This window comes from Acinetobacter sp. SA01, assembly GCF_011319235.1.
Classification (GTDB): Bacteria; Pseudomonadota; Gammaproteobacteria; order Pseudomonadales; family Moraxellaceae; genus Acinetobacter.
The window spans coordinates 15181-34051 of sequence record NZ_WXXM01000025.1 but is presented as its reverse complement, the minus strand read 5'-3'; the positions used below and the strand labels follow the sequence as shown (position 1 = coordinate 34051).

Annotated in this window: 16 protein-coding genes and 2 pseudogenes; 10 read left to right on the top strand and 8 right to left on the bottom strand. The window is 41.9% G+C overall.

The window, feature by feature from the left end; genetic code table 11:
• Both GTU69_RS15700 and gcvA read right to left on the bottom strand, forming a co-directional pair.
• Nucleotides 1–254 (bottom strand): transposase (locus tag GTU69_RS15700; RefSeq protein ID WP_166169863.1); only part of this gene is annotated, 254 nt, incomplete at its 3' end.
• Between the two features lie 165 nt (nucleotides 255–419).
• Nucleotides 420–1331 carry a transcriptional regulator GcvA gene (gene gcvA / locus GTU69_RS15695; protein WP_086197559.1) on the bottom strand — a complete coding sequence of 304 codons (912 nt, stop codon included), beginning with the start codon at nucleotides 1329–1331 and terminating at the stop codon, nucleotides 420–422.
• A 225-nt stretch (nucleotides 1332–1556) separates the two neighbouring features.
• On the opposite strand from gcvA, the gene GTU69_RS15690 reads away from it, so the two are divergent.
• From GTU69_RS15690 to GTU69_RS15655, 8 genes and pseudogenes are all read left to right on the top strand, one after another.
• The gene (locus tag GTU69_RS15690; RefSeq protein WP_166171876.1) at nucleotides 1557–2240 is read left to right on the top strand and encodes a cupin domain-containing protein; all 684 of its coding nucleotides are present in this window, start codon (nucleotides 1557–1559) and stop codon (nucleotides 2238–2240) included.
• Entirely contained in the window at nucleotides 2237–3319 is a 1083-nt protein-coding gene (locus tag GTU69_RS15685) for an FAD-dependent oxidoreductase (protein ID WP_166171874.1), read from the top strand. The genes GTU69_RS15690 and GTU69_RS15685 overlap by 4 nt, the downstream gene beginning before the upstream one ends.
• Nucleotides 3320–3532: 213 nt before the next feature.
• Nucleotides 3533–3672: pseudogene (locus GTU69_RS15680) on the top strand (MFS transporter); the annotation flags it as partial.
• A gap of 57 nt (nucleotides 3673–3729) precedes the next feature.
• A pseudogene (locus GTU69_RS15675) lies at nucleotides 3730–4100 on the top strand (DDE-type integrase/transposase/recombinase).
• A gap of 102 nt (nucleotides 4101–4202) precedes the next feature.
• Nucleotides 4203–4520 carry a hypothetical protein gene (locus GTU69_RS17230; RefSeq protein ID WP_240921717.1) on the top strand — a complete coding sequence of 106 codons (318 nt, stop codon included), beginning with the start codon at nucleotides 4203–4205 and terminating at the stop codon, nucleotides 4518–4520.
• Nucleotides 4521–4958: 438 nt separating this feature from the next.
• Complete coding sequence (locus GTU69_RS15665; RefSeq protein WP_166171872.1) at nucleotides 4959–5450, top strand: macro domain-containing protein; 492 nt, start codon at nucleotides 4959–4961, stop codon at nucleotides 5448–5450.
• Nucleotides 5451–5757: 307 nt separating this feature from the next.
• Entirely contained in the window at nucleotides 5758–7281 is a 1524-nt protein-coding gene (locus GTU69_RS15660) for a cryptochrome/photolyase family protein (protein ID WP_166171870.1), read from the top strand.
• 3 nt (nucleotides 7282–7284) lie between these two features.
• On the top strand, nucleotides 7285–7437 hold the full coding sequence (locus GTU69_RS15655) for a DUF2256 domain-containing protein (RefSeq protein ID WP_166171868.1): 153 nt from the start codon (nucleotides 7285–7287) through the stop codon (nucleotides 7435–7437).
• Here the strand turns inward: GTU69_RS15655 and GTU69_RS15650 are convergent.
• On the bottom strand, nucleotides 7434–7697 hold the full coding sequence (locus GTU69_RS15650; protein ID WP_071852191.1) for a TIGR03643 family protein: 264 nt from the start codon (nucleotides 7695–7697) through the stop codon (nucleotides 7434–7436). The genes GTU69_RS15655 and GTU69_RS15650 overlap by 4 nt on opposite strands.
• Nucleotides 7698–7984: 287 nt before the next feature.
• Here GTU69_RS15650 and GTU69_RS15645 point away from each other — a divergent pair, with 287 nt between their 5' ends.
• Both GTU69_RS15645 and GTU69_RS15635 read left to right on the top strand, forming a co-directional pair.
• Nucleotides 7985–9574, top strand: a complete 1590-nt coding sequence (locus tag GTU69_RS15645) for a Na/Pi symporter (RefSeq protein WP_166171866.1) — start codon at nucleotides 7985–7987, stop codon at nucleotides 9572–9574.
• A gap of 396 nt (nucleotides 9575–9970) precedes the next feature.
• Complete coding sequence (locus tag GTU69_RS15635; protein WP_166171864.1) at nucleotides 9971–10153, top strand: hypothetical protein; 183 nt, start codon at nucleotides 9971–9973, stop codon at nucleotides 10151–10153.
• Between the two features lie 256 nt (nucleotides 10154–10409).
• Here GTU69_RS15635 and GTU69_RS15630 read toward each other — a convergent pair whose 3' ends face one another.
• The 5 genes from GTU69_RS15630 to GTU69_RS15610 form a co-directional block, all read right to left on the bottom strand.
• Nucleotides 10410–12305 (bottom strand): 5'-nucleotidase C-terminal domain-containing protein, encoded by a 1896-nt coding sequence (locus GTU69_RS15630; RefSeq protein WP_171522042.1) that lies wholly within the window; start codon nucleotides 12303–12305, stop codon nucleotides 10410–10412.
• Nucleotides 12306–12556: 251 nt separating this feature from the next.
• Entirely contained in the window at nucleotides 12557–15016 is a 2460-nt protein-coding gene (locus tag GTU69_RS15625) for an ExeM/NucH family extracellular endonuclease (RefSeq protein ID WP_166171860.1), read from the bottom strand.
• Nucleotides 15017–15351: 335 nt separating this feature from the next.
• The gene (locus GTU69_RS15620; RefSeq protein ID WP_166171858.1) at nucleotides 15352–16530 is read right to left on the bottom strand and encodes an acetyl-CoA C-acetyltransferase; all 1179 of its coding nucleotides are present in this window, start codon (nucleotides 16528–16530) and stop codon (nucleotides 15352–15354) included.
• Between the two features lie 81 nt (nucleotides 16531–16611).
• The gene (gene phaC, locus GTU69_RS15615; protein WP_166171856.1) at nucleotides 16612–18381 is read right to left on the bottom strand and encodes a class I poly(R)-hydroxyalkanoic acid synthase; all 1770 of its coding nucleotides are present in this window, start codon (nucleotides 18379–18381) and stop codon (nucleotides 16612–16614) included.
• A 122-nt stretch (nucleotides 18382–18503) separates the two neighbouring features.
• A complete protein-coding gene (locus GTU69_RS15610; RefSeq protein ID WP_086197569.1) occupies nucleotides 18504–18848 on the bottom strand; it encodes a phasin family protein in 345 nt (114 codons plus the stop codon).
• Nucleotides 18849–18871 lie beyond the last annotated feature (23 nt).

Below are 18871 nucleotides of genomic sequence, written 5' to 3'. Positions count from 1 at the left end.
CTGATCCAGAATGCCTCGTAATCTAAAAAAAATTTATCCCATAATCCCTTACTTGCCCAGCGATTAAAGCGATTGTAAGCAGTTTGCCAAGGGCAAAGTTCTTGAGGAATATCACGCCATGTCGCACCCGTACGTAGTTTCCATAAGATGGCTTCCATGATATTTCTACTGTTTTTTGAACAGTAACAACCGTGTAATCGCATAGTATCTTGAATTTGCTGCCAAATATCATCGGTGAGAAGAGTACGTGCCATTGAAAAAATATAGAAATGAAAAGAGCTTAAAGGAGGATTTTAAGTATTTAAAACCAATTCTTCAAATGAGGACACGCCCTAGTATCCTAGACAAATTTTATCTGAGCTACCTTATGTCTAGGATACTGGGAGCAGTCCAATTTGCAATAGTGCAAGTAGTTTGATTCATAGTGCTTCACCCATCAACCATATTTTAAATGCTACCAGTTTTGGCATATTCTGACATTCTTCTCGATACACTATATGATAGGCCAATGCGGAAGAGCATTTCATTTCTGGATATAAACGCAGCAAACGTCCTGTTTTTAAATCATCTGCTGCCATGACACTTCTAGCCAAAGCAATTCCATGTCCATCTATAGCTGCCTGTAATACCGCAGCCGAATTATTGATTTTTAACCCTCGCTGGGCCTGTTGATTACTAATCTGATTGTACTGTAACCATGTATTCCAAGTGGTAAACCCTGAATGGGAATCCATGGTTAAATCATGGATTAACGGTAGATTTAATAAATTCTTAGCGTATTGTAACTGTTGCTGATATTTTTGATAAAAGGCTGGTGAGCAGACTGGAAAAACCTCTTCATCCATTAATTTCTCTGCAACTAATCCCGGCCAGTTCCCCTGCCCATATCGCACTGCAATATCAATTCCATGACGACCAAAATCCACAGGCTTTAAATTGGTATCCAGTCGAATATCAATATCAGGATAGGCTTGTTGAAAGGTATCAATTCTTGGTAGTAACCATTTCGCTGCAAAGGCTGGACTAATCGCAACGGTTAACACTCCTGTCGAGGTTTGAGCCTGTAATTTTTTCATTCCAAGTGTCAGCCTATCAAACCCAGCATGAATATCAGGCAAGGCCATCAAGGCTGCTTCAGTTGCCATTAAGCGGGCCTTCCCCCCTGTGCTTCGCTGAAACAGGGTTATACCCAAACAACCTTCCAGACTTTTAACCAGTTGCCCAACTGCTGCAGGGGTAACATTCAGCTCGGCAGCAGCAGCCGAAAAACTGTGATGCCTGGCACTGGCTTCAAAAGCCCTTAATGCATTGAGATATACAGGTGTTTTCATTTTAAAGATTTTCTATCAATTATTAAAAGATTATCTCGTTTGTTTATATAAGACATGAATCATAAAATCAATCCATATAAGCGATATACAGCATGCACATGTCAGGGCAAAAATTCAACTTGATAAAGGATCTTATCATAATGAATAGATTTTCTTTGAAAGTAGCGATTGTTACTGGCGGTGGTTCAGATATTGGTAAAGAAATTGCAATGGATGAGACAAAGCATGTTGATTAATGCTGATTTTTCCCAGATGGCTGTGGTTAAACCCAACGATTATCAATGGATCAAATCACCTCGTGGTGAAGTTGAACGGGTCATGCTGGATCGAGTGGGGAATGAAACTGCCCGTGCCACCAGTCTGGTTCGTTATGCACCGCAAACCATGTTTCCAGAGCATGAGCATCCTTTAGGTGAAGAAATTTTAGTGCTTTCAGGAACATTCACTGAAAATGGCCATCAGCATTATCCATCAGGCTGGTATTTACGTAATCCAGACGGTTCAAAACACACCCCATCCAGTGAAAATGGTACGCTCATTTTTGTCAAACTCATGCAAATGAGCAAAGATCATACCGAGACGATACGTATCAATACTCAGGCGTCTGAAAACTGGAAAACAATCGGTCAACGTCTGATTTGTCCCTTATATGTATCTCATAATGAACATACCTATCTCGAAAAACTTAAACCACATCAAAACTTTGATGAATACAGCTTGAAGGGTATAGAGCTTCTGGTTATACAGGGTGAATTGATTATGAACGGGGAAACTTTTCCTGCAGGTTCATGGGTTCGTTTACCAATTCAAAGCAGTCAGCACTTTTATGCGAGTGCAGCAGGTGCAACGCTGTATGTAAAAACAGGCCACCTTTCCTCTGCGCAAAATTTTGTGGAGCAGCAGTCATGATACAGACCAAGATTGCCATTATTGGTGCAGGGTTAAGTGGTTTATATGCTGCCTATTTGTTGGAACAAGCCAAAATCACAGACTATATTGTACTGGAAGCAAGAGATCGTTTAGGCGGTCGTGTGTATTCAGAGCAGGGATTTGATTTAGGGGCAACATGGATTTGGCCTGAACTCAACCCTGAACTCATGCAACTGGTTCAACAACTCAAACTTCCCTTTTATGAACAGTTTGACACAGGTAGGCTCGTCTTTGAAAAACAACGGGGAATAGCACCGGTACAGTTATCGAGTCCATGGGAATCAACGCCATCGATTCGCCTTGAGGGAGGAATGAGCAGCCTGATTCATGGTTTAGCCCAACAGATTCCTGCACAAAAAATTCTGACTCAACAACAGGTCACACATATTACCCAACAGAAACATGAACGTATTCATTTAACCAGCCAAGACCAAGTCGGCAGCGAAACGCGTGTTGAAGCGAATTACGTTCTGATTGCCCTAGCACCTCGCCTCACTGCTCAACGGATTTTATTCTCCCCAGCCTTGCCTTCATCTCTATTGAGCCAGTGGAACAAGACCGCTACATGGATGGCACCTCATGCCAAGTATGTAGCAGTTTATCCTGAAGCATTTTGGAGAAAACAGGGCTTGTCTGGTCAAGCCAGTAGCCATGTAGGTCCTATGGGTGAAATCCATGATGCATCTACATCTAACGGTTATGCTGCATTATTTGGTTTCTTGGGTATTCCTGCAAATGTCCGCCAGAAAGTCAGTGAATATGAGCTTATGGCACATTGTCGGGCACAACTGATTCGCCTGTTTGGTTTAGAGGCGGCAACACCCGAAGATGAATATATCAAAGACTGGTCAACAGATATTTTCACCGCTACCGAAGAAGACTGGAAAAACCCTGCTAGCTCTCATGGAATGGCACCTGAAAATACCCCGAATGACCATATTGGGACAAACCGTATTATTGGGATTGCCAGCGAATGGTCACGACACTATTCAGGCTATTTGGCAGGGGCAATTGATGCTGCTCAGGTGGGTATTCAGCGTATTCAACAACACGTATGAAATACGATAGCTCATTTTGCACAAGATCTAAAAAGTCATATAGGTTAGCCGGTTTGGCAACTTGGAAATGGTTGAATGAAACATTTCCACTGAAACAGGCACAGCAAACTTATTCAAGAATGAAATCTGGTCAAGTCCAGTTTTGGGTTGTACCGACTGTATACCAAAACTCTCATTCGTTGCTTATTCACCAAAAATTTAGGTTTCGCTCTTATGCTGCAAAATACCATGCACCGTCAGGTTTTATCCTGGCCAGCTCACAATCTTTATTCCAGACCGTTTCAGTGATGGTGATGACGATTGGTGGTTTGGCAGGTGCCAATACCCCGACACTTGCCACACTGCCGATGGCACTGTTGCAAATAGCCGCTAATGGTAAGCTAAATCGTTTTTAGTTACAGGTTAAGCATATGAATCCCTTCCATGGTCGGCATTTTCAGGGCGAAATCATTTTTTTGGCTGTACGCTGGTATTGTAAATATGGCATTAGCTATCGTGAACATCAGGAAGTGCTTTATCACGGTTAAAACAGGAAGGAAAATGTCCGCCCACCCTTGAGCACAGGCAGATTAAATATCACAATAACGTGATTGAATGCGATCATGGTAAGTTAAAGCGGATCATTAGTGCCATGCTGGGGTTTAAATCCATGAAAACAGCTTACGCTACCATTAAGGGCATTGAGGTCATGCATGCACTACATAAAGGTCAGGCTTCGTCATTTTATTATGGGAATTTTCAGGGTGAAGTGTGTCTAATCAACAGGGTGTCTGGTCTCTAAGCTTTTTTTAAAGGGAGATCATCGATTCAGATTCCTATTTGCAACAGTGCCCAAAATAATGATGCTATAAGCTTTCTTCAATAAGATTAGATAGGGAAACAGATGCAGAATAAATCGGGTAGGGAATTACAAGTATTGGGGCAGCTCAGTAAGATTTTACTCACGGTTGCTCTGATTTTTATTGCTTGGGTATGGTTGCTGCATTTTCCTTGGTCGTGGGTTTTGAATACAATGATTGTGATGGAGATATTTGCCGTAGCTTTTGTACTGTTGTGCGAATATCAAGGTCGTGAGGTCAATGGAGCAAGTGGCTGGATTAGCTTTGCTTATTTGATCTTACATGCCTATGTAGCAGTGATTTTGGGAGTAATGCGCTTATTGCTTTGGTTATGGCAGTATGTGTTTGCTTATTTCTTTTGATGAGAGCTGCTTTAAAGAATTAATACGAGTATTTTTTATAATTTTTGGCTGAATATTAGTAAAAATAATTAGCACAAACGTAAGCATCCAGTGAACCATAACTTTTTTCTTTCGGTTTAAAAACCCAATGATTCAATTATATTGCACTTAAGTCTAAGAATAAATGCAGCACATATAAGACCCAGTTTCAGAAAAGAATGCTAAGCTGAATATAGCAACTTATAGGTTGATTTTTAAACCAATTTATTAATTTTTTGATGCTAATTTTTAATAAAAATGGGATTGCTTTACCTGTAAAATTATAACATAAATTTTTATAAAATTTATTAATTAGCAAAGACTTAGTAGTTATTAAGTTAGATAGAAAAACAGCAATGACTAGCTATAATGAATATAGAAGATAAGTTTAACAAGACCATTAAAATAGGAGTCAAATCTATGATTTATGAAGTATCTGGAGATATTTTACTGAGTAATGCACGTGCAATTGCCCACGGTGTTGCACCAAATGATAACTTTGCAACAGGTTTAGCTTTAAGTCTGCGTGAATACTGGCCGGCCTTATATAAAGACTTCCGTAACTATTGCCATATTAATCACCCTAAAGCGGGAGAACAATGGACATGGGTGAATGCTGAAGGTCAACGCATCGTAAACTTGATGACACAAGAAGCGGCCTATGATAATGGTTCCAAACCAGGTAAAGCATCGACAGAATATGTAAACCGTACTTTGAAAAACTTAAAAGAGTTGATTGAAGAAGAGAAGATTGAAAGTTTAGCATTACCACGCCTTGCAACAGGCGTTGGCAGTTTAGACTGGGAAGATGTACGCCCACTGATCTATAAGCACTTAGAAGACTTAAATATTCCAATTTATATCTATACTTTGTACGAAAAAGGCGTAAAAGCGGACGAACCAACTCATTAATTGTTCGCTTGTCTTGAGGAAATAAATTGTTCCCAAACAAATAAAATTGAGTAAGTCAATTTGATACACCCTCTTTATATTTCATTCAGAGGGTGTATTTTTATGGGGAGTATTCAAAATCTGGATCTAGCAATAGCTTTTACGGGACTGTTCAGTCCTGAAACCTTTGAACAGAAATATTTTAAGAATTTAGAGGAATCGGTTGTCCACAATATTGTCTAGGATCACTTTACTGATCGATATTTTCACAAAAAATTGAAGTCACTATATTTAGACTACGCTATCTTTCACGGGTTCTGAGATCAGTATGCGTTTCGGTTTAATTCTGGGTGACCAGCTTCATCATCAGCTTGCTACATTCAGGGCACTAGACCGCACCCGGGATGTGATCCTGATGGCCGAAGTTGTTGAGGAAGCGACTTATGTCTCCCATCATCCGCAGAAAATTGCCCTGATTTTTAGTGCCATGCGTCATTTTGCCAAAGAGCTCAAGGCTGAAGGCTGGCGTGTACGTTACCATACTTTTCAATCCGGTAGCCAGATTCGTAGCCTGCTTGATTTCGTGCAGGCGCAGCAACAGCTATTCCCTGTCATAGAACTGGTCATTACCCACTGCGGGGAATATCGCTTGCAGCAGCAGATTGAACAGCACTGGAGCCAGCAACTGCAATTGCCGATAAAGTGCCTGAATGATGAACGTTTTTTCTGTAGTCCGGAGCAGTTCCGGCACTGGGCCAGCCGCTACCAGACACTGCGTATGGAATATTTTTATCGGGAAATGCGCAAACAGACAGGCTACTTGATGCAGGGACAGCAACCTGTAGGACAGCAATGGAACTATGATAGTGCCAATCGCAAGGCCTGGTCAGGCAGTACAGCTTTGACAGAGCCACTGCACTTTGAACGCGATCAGATTGATCTGGATGTGCTGGAACTGGTTGAACGCGAGTTTTCCCATCACCCCGGTAGCCTTGACGATTTCAGTTGGGCCACCACACGTAGTAATGCCCTGCTTGCATTGCAGCATTTCATTGATCACAGTTTACCTTATTTTGGCGACTATCAGGATGCCATGGTTCAGGGGGCAGACACGCTGTTTCACAGCTTGCTCTCGCCTTATTTGAACTGCGGCCTGCTGCTGCCCAGAGAAGTTTGTGATGCAGCAGAAGCGGCCTACCATGCCGGTCATGCACCGTTAAATGCAGTCGAAGGTTTTATCCGGCAGATTATCGGCTGGCGCGAATATGTCCGTGGCATTTACTGGCTGTACATGCCGGAATATGCCAGCCGTAATGCCCTGCAGCACTCAGCTCCGTTGCCACAATTTTACTGGACCGGCCGTACCCGGATGAACTGTATGGCGGAGTGTTTCCGTAATACCTTTCAGCATGCCTATGCGCATCATATCCAGCGTCTGATGGTGACTGGCAATTTTTCCCTGTTAACTGGTGTAGACCCGCAGCAGATCAGCGAGTGGTATCTGGCCGTCTATGCCGATGCCTATGCATGGGTAGAACTGCCGAACACGCTGGGCATGGTGATGCATGCCGATGGAGGCTTGATGGCGAGCAAACCCTATGCCGCTTCGGGCAATTACATTCATAAGATGTCCGATTACTGCAAGCACTGTAGCTACAATGTCAAAACCCGCACTGAGTCGGATAGCTGTCCGTTTAACAGCCTATACTGGTATTTCATGATCCGGCATGAAGCGACATTCCGTACGCATCCACGTATGGGCATGATCTATCGGCAGTTGGATAAACTTCAAGATCGGCAGCAGATCATCACTCATGCCCAGCAGCTCCTCAGACGGATTCATGAGTTATAAAGCATGAAAAAACAGCATCTCCCTGAAAAAATCTGTATTCACTGCTTGCGTCCTTTTAGCTGGCGCAAAAAATGGCAACGCTGCTGGGAGGAAGTCAAATACTGTTCTGAACGATGTAAACGTGAGTCCAGACAGCGCTCAAAACAAAGTGCTTAGAAACGTTTATACTGCCGTGAACAATAGGCCCGAATGACATCGGGTGAACGCAGTTGCAGATGTTTGGTTTTTCGGCCGGTGACCCGTTCACGCCACATTTTAAAACTTGATGCTTTCATATTTTTCCGCATCAAGCGGATCACTGCAGCTTCATTCAAACCAAACTCACGCTGGATGGCTTCAAATGGGGTGCGATCTTCCCAGGCCATTTCAATGATCCGTGACAGGTCCGCTCCTACATATTCAATTACTTGACGCACCACATACCCCTAATTGCTTTGATTTTTAAAATAAAAATTGAGCGATAAAATTTAACCCTATCTCTCTGTGTCTGGGTCAGATCAAGCTGACCGGACTCATCTTAAGAAAACGCAGATGAAGATTTTGTGATTTTTTTACCTGGAATGTATTTTGCTGCAGTCCTATCGGGCTTTCGAGCTCAACCTGTCGTCCAAATCCCTACGACCAAAGCCTATCCTCGGATTGTAGTTAATGACATCGCCTGGATCAGACGGTATGCTGATGCTAAAAACACCTTGGGAAAATTGTGCTCGAAGTTATTGCTCAGCTCTGTGGCGGTATTGGTTTATTTTTGATTGGCATGATTTTAATGACCGACAGTCTTAAGGACATGGCCGGTGAAACCTTACGGCTATGGCTGACCAAATTTACCGGAACACCGTTGAAATCACTATGTTCAGGTATTAGTCTGACCTTGATTGTCCAGTCCTCTACAGCCACGACGCTGGCGACTATTGGTTTTGTCGGAGCAGGAGTATTAAGTTTTTCCCAGGCGATTGGGGTAATTATAGGGGCCAATATCGGAACGACCAGTACCGGCTGGATAGTGGCTTTACTCGGGGTGAAATTTTCTATCACCACTTTTGCCTTACCTCTGATTGCTGTAGGTGCGTTGCTCAAATTATTAACGCATGGCCGTTTGGCCTTATTCGGTTTTGCGCTTGCAGGTTTTGGCCTGATTTTCTTTGGGATTGAGCAATTACAGCTTGCGATGTCAGGTCTTGCTCAACAAGTCGATTTGTCCATTTTTCACTATGATTCATTCTGGCAGAAGCTGTTTCTGGTCTGGATCGGACTGATCATGACGGTGTTGCTACAGTCTTCCAGTGCCGCCATTACCGCGACTTTAGCAGCTTTAGCCAGTACTGCGATTGACCTGCAGCAAGCCTTTTTACTGGTCATTGGACAAAATATCGGGACAGTTGCCACGGCGGTGCTGGCTGTGATTGGTGGCTCAGTGAATGCCAAACGGACTGCAGCGGTGCATGTGGTTTTCAATGTAGTCAGTGCGATATTTGCTTTCTTTTTGTTGATCCCTTTATTTAACTGGGCCGACCATCATATTCAATATATTGCTGAATGGGATGAAGTTGTCATTGTGGCAGCATTTCATACTTTATTTAGCTTAATCGGCGCATGTATTTTTATGCCGTTGATCCATCCCTTCAATCAGCTCATTTGTAAGTTTTTACCGCAGAAAAAATCAGGTGCCCTAGAAATTCTGGATGAATCTAATCTGGATATTCCAAGTGTGGCCATCATTGCTGCAGAAAAAGTGACTTTTCAAATCCTGATTCAGATGTTTGGGATATTACGTCGTGCATTTCAGGAGGGCATCAATCTGAGCCCAAAACAATTACAACAATTAGATCAAGAGATTGAGTATCTAGAGGCCTATTTAGAAAAAATAGTCGTTCCAGAATATCAACAGGATAAACAGCGCCTGACCTCTTTATTAAGGATGATGGTGTATATTCGGGTTCTACGCAGTGATCTGGAAGGTGTTCCCTATGCACTGGCTATTCGGACCCAACCACAGATTTATCAAGTGGCTTTAGATTTTTTAAATATTCTCGAGCATTATGTCACCCATCCGGATTTTTTAGAAAATGCTGAAAAGATTGAGAATTTTAAGCAGGAAGTGGCCAGTCTTAAACAGTGGAGCGATGAACATCGGGCCGACTTACGTGAGGAAGTGATGCAATATGCCACCTTGAACCGGCTGAGTGCAGCCCGAAGCTTAAAACTGCTGGCGGCAAAACGCTGGCTGGACCGATTAATTGCCCATACCAAAAGATTATCCAAGGTACTGGCTGAACGTGAATGCCGAGAATAGTTCTTGAATGGCTTTTGAGTAGAGAGCCAAGTAAAGATTGTACTCAATCATGAAGGACGGTGTCATTTGAGGGGACTCGACTATTCAAAACTGAGCTCTAGACTCCATCTGATCAGGCGAATAGGGTTCTGTCACGTCCCTGCTGTTTCCCCATATACATGGCCTGATCTGCCCTTTCGATGACGTTTTCTAGTGTTTCATCCTGCCCGACTGTGACGATGCCTATAGTCGCGGTGATAGATACGGCTGCAGCATTTTTTAATAGTAAATATCCAGAGAACCTTGGTGCAACAAAGCCAATACAATATAAAACTATATCTTCTTTTACGTCAGCGCATTCTAATTAGGTCGGTTAAACAATCGGTAATTTTATATTTTTAGAAAAGGATGAATAAAATGACCAAGCGCCCACACCCAAAAGATGAAGTAGAATCTAAAAAAACTGAAAATCAAACCAGCCAAGATGATAGTCAGCCACAAAAAAATCCTAAAGATAAATCTGATGAGCATGAAATGCATAAATCAAGTCACTATCATCAGCACCATGATACAACCAGCAACTATAAGCAACCTCATTAAGTAGGATTTTATCAAAATCTGAAAGAGGGTTCCCTGTGATGAAAGCGGGAGGTGCATTTTACTAACCGTACTGATTTTAAATGGAATGAAGTGCTACAGTAGAAGACTGAAGATATTCAAAAATTTTAAAGACAAAGCTGCACAACATTTTGGATGTATGCTCGCATACGATAAAAAATGGAAAAATTGCCCAAGACCAGATTAGGAACTTGACTATAATGATTTACATGCTCCGAGTCGGATTAATCAAGTCAGCTTATTCTTTGTAAGTCTGCGTACTGTAGCGTTCAACAGCTAAGCGTTTCAACACTTTTTCATTTTTTGCATAATCCAAGAAAGCTTCTGCATAATCCAGTCCCACCTCTACACGACGTTCACCGGTGATATTTTTAAAACTGCTATAAAAATCTTGACCATCTGCCAGAAAATTAATGGTAATCACCTGATAGGTCTGGTCTGGATTTAAAGCTTCATAAATTCCTTGTGCATTGCGAACTTTTAAGTTGGATATCCGTTGACCTTTGGTTTTGGATAAATCTACATCCCACTGCAGTCCACCCGCGTAGGGATAACTACCGGTATTGTTATTTACGACAGCATCCATCGCATCTTCAAGTACATTTTTAATTTCTAGCCCAGTCGCCTTTAACTGTACTAAGGTGTTTTTAAATGGCAATACAGTATAAATTTTCTCTACAGAAATATCACCTTGGGGAAGATCCACCCTGACACCACCGCCATTTTGGATCGAGATATCGGCATTAAAATACTTTTTACCTTGTTGCAAAAATGCTTCAGCCACGAGTTGTTGCACATCACCACCATGTTGGTTGGTAAAATCTGATTTATTACAGATGTCCCCTAAAGTGGAACGTGATGTATCTTTTGTCGTTCCGGGTACACGACGCAGGCATAGATTTTCTTGGGCATTCGCAACAATTTCCTTGCCCAATAAATTTTTAGCAACTTTATACGGTTCCAGGATAGCTAAAGCTGCAGCATTAGGTTTAACAATACGCAAGCTGTTACTGCTTTCAATATCTTTTTTAATCACATCCAATTCAGTAGTATTTAGGGCTGGAGCATCTTTAGCGCTGCGCTTAAAATCATCTCCAATTAATACATTTGCTTTGCCGGTACATGCTTGAACTTTTCCGTTGGCATCAAAATTTACTTTTAACTGGCCAACCATATAGGCATATTGCCAGGCTTGTACCACACAAACCGGATCACCCTCTTTATTTTTTAGGGTCGCTGGGTAGTCACCTTCAGGGCTTATCCCGTAGTTTTTCAGCTTGGCATCGGCCAGTAGGGTATGCGAATCACCGCCCACAATAACATCAACACCAGACAACTGTGCAGCCAGATTTTTATCCATGCCGTAGCCTAAATGAGACTGTACAATAATCTTATTAATGCCTTGTTGCTTGAGCTGATCAATATAGTTTTGTGCAGTGGTTACTTCGTCTTTAAAAATGGTATCTGCATTTGGACGAGAGGCATTCTTGGTTTTGTCAGCAATGGTTAAACCGATTAATGCGATTTTTTGCCCTTCTTTCTCAATAATGGTATAGGGTTTCACCTGATCAGTCTGGTAGAGTGCCGAGGTTTTTCCAAACTCGACATTGGCACTTAAAACTTGTGTTTTATTTTTACAGCTGCCTTTATTATTCAGGAAACCAATAAATTTTTTTAAGCCTTCATCGGTATTATCAAATTCATGATTGCCTAGCGTTAAAGTATCGAAACATACCGTGTTCATAAGAGCTGCTTCTGCTTCACCTTCTTTTAAAGTAAAGTACAGATCGCCAGTGATGGCATCCCCTGAATGAATTTTTATCGGGTTTTTCTCCGTGCTGGCTAGGCTATTCATCAATGCTGCAACTCGTGCAAAACCCCCATTTGAAACCTGGATTTGCTCGCGATTACCTGCAGAGGTTTCCAGAAGTAATTTGGTACTTTCTTCATCCAAATGTGAATGGCTGTCGTTAATATGCAATACATTGACTTCCAGCGGTTGAGATTGAATGACAGGCGTTATAATGGTATTGTCTTTACTATTATTACACCCAGCTAAAAATATACTGGAAACGAATAAACTGCATGTGATACTTGAATATTGAATGCTTCTGCTTTTAAAGGCCACAACCATCCCATTTTGATTATAATTTAATCATACATCATGTGGAACTATTGTTTAAAATTCATGAATTTAGATGTTCTCCGCACAATAAAATAAGGAGAGATTTTATATTTCTCCTTATTGATTAAATCAACACAAAAATTCTAAAGCTCCTAGCATAGAGCTATTATCTAAACCTATCATTTAAGAGTGTTTTGTTGTGCTCTGCAATGCAGCCATCTGCTGTATGTCTTCAGTTTTTAAATTGATACTTTATTCAATCAACTCAATTTACGTCTGCGTAGAGTGGAAACTAAAACAAGCCCGGCTAATGCAAAAATTGACCATACTCCCATGCTGCCACCACTTATTTCACTGCTATCCGGAGTGTTTGCTACATTCTCATTGAGGTCCATATCGACAATCACAGGATCATGATCGGAAGAACGGAATGCATCATCGCTATAGAATGCTGTGATTTGCTCTTGTGTTTTATATTCTTCATTATAATCCAAAGCTGTCGGCTCATCCGCATTGATGTGCCATGCAAAAGCACGCTTCACCCTTTGGTACAAGTTCGCATCGGTAATAGCATGGTCTAAGTTTCCTGAACCGCCATTGCCATTAGCATCACTGGCTACGCCAAAAATATAACTATAGGCTGCTTTACCCTGACCAATTTTTTCATCATTTAGCAAAACCTTATAATTGGCTTTTTCAAATGCCAATATTGGGTCTTCTTTAGCGTAACTATTCATGTCACCGACCAGTAAATAATTGGGGTTATTCACTTTGGTCGGATTCGTTGCAATCCACTGCATCAATTTTTGTACTGCTGTTAAACGTGTCGCGTTCCAACAGCCCTGTCCATCACCTTGATCAGCATCAAACGAAGTTTTATCATCAGGACAACTGCCTTTAGATTTTAAATGATTCGGTATAATCGTAAAAATTTTCCCGCCAGATAAAGACTGGAAGCTTTGTGCCATCGTTACCCGATTCTTTTGAGTCTGATCATCATAGACCGCAGGTTCTCCCACGGTTTTAATACGCTTACTGTTATAAATAATAGCCACAGCAATTGCATCTGTACCCAGTTTGGTCATCTTCGGTGGAATGATATATTTCCAATCGGTACCTAAAGCTTTGGTGAGGTAAGCGACTGCACTTTTCTCATCATAGCCATTGTTTGCAATTTCCATTAATCCATAAACATCTGCATCAATCGCTTTCAAAGCAGTCACGATTTTCTGATGCTGTTTGTTAAACTCGGATTGTGAGGTTGCACCGCGTTCCGTAGGAAAACCTTGGGTGGTACCATTATCATAATTCAATACATTAAAAGCAGCGGCACGAATTTGTCTGGACTCTTTTGCGGGTACTGTTGTTCTTAAATTTGAGTCTTTAATGATTTCAGGCTGTGTTTTATTTAAAATAGGTTGAATACGCCATGTATTAAAGCGATATTCCAGAATCCCTTCAACATTTTTCAACTGATAGCCACTTCTTAAAGTGTTTAATGCATTAAAGTTTTGTGGCAGCCATGGGGTTCTATTTTGATTGTTATAACCATCATCCAGGATAATTTTTGACAATAAATTTTGTTTGGCCAAATTGAAGGCTTCAGGTGATTTTGCTGGATATAAATTAGTTGGAATATATAAGCGCCCCAAGCTTAAGGATAGCTCACCATATCGCCCATAATTATAATTTTCACTAATGGTTAAAGTCTGCGGTATTTTGACCAGCATCCCTTGATATCGTTTAGGGCTATGACCTTCTGCATCCGTCAAACTTGAGAAGGGCAATTGTAAAGGAGTGGCGCTAACCAGATTTTCAGCTTGTTGATTACAGGTTTGAATATTACTGCTGAGTTGATCGATCTGTAGCTGGTTCTGATAAGAAGTAAGACGACCTTTAAAAATAACCTCTTCACCTACTTTTCCGCCAGTCACTGTGCTACTTGCGGGTAAATATACAAAAATGGCGTTGCTTAAGCCAAGTTTAGCTTTACTGTCTGGGGATTGAATATAAAACCCGGAAAAACCATTTTGGTAACGATAATCAGCAGTGATGACTCCACGAACGATATATTGCTGATTGAGTGCAGCGGTTTGTAAGTCTGCAATTGGCGTATCGGCCGTACTGCAACTGATTTCAGCCAAGGTAGATTCAGTATTGACTGAACCTAAGTAACTGTTGAATGCATTTCGTTCAGACCATTTAGACCATTGGCTTTCTAACTCAAATGCTGCTGCAGGATCGATCAAAGTGACATTATTTGAAGTTTTAGTACGTGACAAACTATTTTGATAACTACTAAAACTGACTCCCCAACCAGTGCCTGGATCTTCCCCCACTCGACCAAAACGATCTATTGGCGTACCTTTATACAGCAGGACAAGTGCATCATCCCCATTAAAAGAAAGTCCTGCAACCTGATCAACTTTAGAACCAATTTCTGTCTGTAATTCTGAGCGACCAATAACGTATTTTGTTTTGCTTGCCAATGTACCTTGTAATGGAAAAGCTGCTGACTTAGTGGTTGATCCATTGGTAAATTGCTGAATTTCATAATCTGCTAAATTTACTGTACTACCATCAGGATTATAAATTTCTAATCCTTTACGGTTAGAGGAACCATCAATATATTGACTGAACATGAGTTGTGCATAACTTGGAAACGAACAGCCTAATAAAGCCAAGCTGAGACATAAGGTATGTGGTTTTAAAGTCTTCATATTTTTTAATGTTTGTTAAAATTTTGATTAGACTAATTTTTGTACATTACATCGTTATGAATGATTGATGACAGTTTTGCTAGAAAAATATAAGATGCTGTTTTAATTCAGTAAGTATTGGTTAAAGCACCTTCTGAATAATCCATACAATTAGCTTGATGTAAGTCCCCACGTAGTATTTTTAAGTGGGGACTTAGTAAATGATCATAAATTTTTAGCAGCGATTCCTGTTGCTAAAAAGTGACTAACATACAGCACTCAGTTCAAAATCGGTTCGGGACATCTAGGCTTGAAAATCTTTATGCAACAAAGCTTCTCGCAATCAGAAATAATGTTTAAAGTCGCTCAATTGCTAATGCAACGCCCATTCCACCACCAATACATAAGGTCGCCAGTCCTTTTTTCTTTTCACTGCGTTGCATTTCATGTAACAGCGTGACCAGAATTCGACAGCCTGAGGCTCCTATTGGATGGCCTAAGGCAATAGCTCCACCATTGACATTGACCTTTTCCATATTGAGGCCCAGTTCTTTCGACACTCCTAAAGCTTGTGCGGCAAAGGCTTCATTGGCTTCTACCAGATCAACCTCGTCCAAAGACCAGCTTGCTTTTTCTAATGTTTTTCTCACAGCATTTACAGGACCAAGTCCCATCACTTCCGGCTCAATACCAGACATGCTATACGCTTTAATTTTTGCTAATGGCTGTAAACCAAGCTCTGCTGCTTTATTGGCACTCATCACCAATACAGCTGCTGCACCATCATTAATCCCTGAGGCATTACCTGCAGTCACCGTTCCATCCTTTTTAAAGGCTGGACGCAGCTCAGCTAAACTTTGTTGATTCGTTTCGGGTTTGATATATTCATCACGATCAAAAACTAGCGGATCACCTTTACGTTGTGGCACTTGCACTGCCACAATTTCTGCGTCAAATTTCCCTTCCACCTGTGCTTTAACTGCACGCTGCTGAGAAGATAGTGCCAAAGCATCCTGATCTTCACGGCTAATCGACAGTTTTTCTACAATATTCTCAGCAGTCATTCCCATGTGATACTGGTTATACACATCGGTCAGACCATCATAGACCATGCTATCCACCAATTGCGCATTGCCCATCTTCTGCCCGTTACGCATCTGGATAATATGGGCACTTTGTGACATCGACTCCTGCCCCCCTGCCACGACAATATCGGCTTCACCAGTGGCAATGGCCTGTGCTGCCAAATGAACAGCGCGCAGTCCAGAACCACACACCACATTCAAGGTCGAAGCGGGTACTGAAACCGGAATACCCGCTGCAATTGCCGCCTGACGTGCCGGATTTTGTCCCACACCTGCAGTCAACACATTTCCCATAATGACCTGATCTACCTGTTCTGGCTTTATTCCGGCAGCGTCTAATACCGCAGCAATCACTACCTTTCCTAACTGCGGTGCACTGACGCTAGCCAGGCCACCCAAAAAACTTCCAATCGCGGTACGTTTTGCGGCAACAATCACAACTTCTTTCATTTTATTTCCTATTTTTTAACTCATGTCTTGCTTGATACTCCTGCCCCCATACGATTGGCCGGCAGTGAGAATACCTAAATGCTAAAACAGACTGACCTGTACATAACTGCCCGGTGCAGCTTCCTTGACAGGATAAGTTGCACTACCTAATGTACGCGCTGGAACCTGATCGCCGGTATAAGGTGCGATCCATTCCTGCCAGCGTAACCACCAGGATTCTGGATGGAATTGGGCATCTGCCAGCCACTGTTTCGGGTTTTCATAAGGTATATTATTGATATAACAGCCATACTTGTTGCGGTTTGGCGGATTGACAATGCCTGCCACATGTCCAGATTCGCCGAGTACCAGCGTGCTTTCACCCCCCAGATAGGTAGATCCTTTAAAGCACGTATCCCATAGTGCAATATGATCTTCCTGGGTCGAGATAAAAAAGTTCGGTGTTTTCACTTTCGACAGATTTAAACCCACACCATTGATCTTGATCTTATTCGGCTGAATCAGTTCGTTATTGAGGTACAGATTGCGTACCAGGAAATTGTGCACATGTGCGGCAATATTGGTGCCATCACTATTCCAGTACAAAATATCAAAGTCGGACGGATGTTTGCCCTTCAGGTAATTTTCAATGTAATAGTTCCAGTACAGGGTATTTTCGCGTAACAGACTAAAGGTCACCGCCAACATACGGCCATCAAAATAGCCCACCTGTTGATTCAAAGTTTCAATCCCTTGAATGACCGGCTCATTAATAAAAGCACCCAAACTGCCTGGATTGTCAAAGTCCAACATTGTGGCCAGATAGGTGGCACTCTTGACGCGATTCTTCAGGCGTTTCGCCACATAGTACGCCTGCGTCGCAGCAAGCACCGCACCACCGATACAATAGCCAATGGCATTGACTTCTTTTTCTCCGGTCATTTCCTCAATGACACGCATCGCCTCAACCGTACCGGAGGTAATCAGGTCCTCAAAGCACATGTCCTTTTGTTCAGCTCCCGGATTACGCCAGGACATTAAAAATACCGTGTGCCCTTGCTGACGTAACCAGTTCACAAAAGAATTCTGCTCACGCAAATCCAGAATATAGTATTTATTAATAAAGGGCGGGATGAGAAAAATAGGCGTCTGATATACAGTTTCAGTGGTCGCTTCATACTGTAACAATTGAAAAACCGGATTTTCAAAGACCACCGCACCTGGCGTATAGGCCAGATCTTTTCCCAAACGGAACGAGTCATTATTGACCATACGTACGGACAGATATTTGCTACTGTTCATGATATCGTCATGGAAAATTTCCATGCCACGCACCAGGTTTTGCCCGTGTTCCTGTACCGTTTGATGGATCACTTCCGGATTGGTCCATAAAAAATTGCCGGGAGAAAAGGCATTCACCATTTGGCGGGTGAAAAAGTGGATACGCTGGCGGACTTTATCTGGGATGCCTTCGACCTCATCCAGCATTTCTTGTACCAATTGACTGAAATGCAGATAAGACTGGGTCAAGAGATCGTAATTAGGTTCTTGCCAAAGTGTATCCTTGAAACGGCGATCGCCCGGCTCAGGTTTCACGAGAGGCTGAATATCCTTGTTCACACTGCGCAGCATGATATTTTGGTAAATCTGCATCTGACCGATCCACCATTTGCTCTGCATCTCGATCAAGCGTGCCGGATTTTTGGTTAATGCCTGAAAGAACAGGTTCATATCTTCACTGTTGACTTTGCTCAATGCATCATTGAGCGGATTATCACCATAGTAAAATTCTTGCACTTTCTTCCAGATTTCTTCATGGACATCGAAAAAACGCTGGACGTTCTGATTAAACTGAAAAAGATTCTGCTGCATTTGCACCACTCCGCATACTGGGTCATTCCTCACTTTCCTATCAGGAATGGAATCGAAAAACGGGGAAGTGATCTCCACTTCCCCGCTCGCTAGTCTTCAATCTTCATTAGGATTGTTAACCGTTATTTATTGTTCGGCATCGATTCGCTAACTAACTTGTCAAACTCGGCTTTAAATTCAGTGGCCAAGCTTGCCAGTTTTTGGCCATCATCAATCATTTGCTGGCTGAGTTTGCTCATGGTTTCCACTTGCTTCATGCCACAATTGATCATACTTTGCATGTCTTTGACTTCACTGTTGGCAAAGACTTGCGACAAGGTAATATCGGCATAATGACGTGCAGCATTGAGTTGTAAATTGGTCAGATCCGCAAAATTTTTTGCCACCAGACTGTTAAATTTTGCATAAGGTTCAAACATGTTTTTGTACTGAGCATTCATGTTTGAAAAGATATCGCCATATAGCATGTGTATTACTCCATTGATTTATA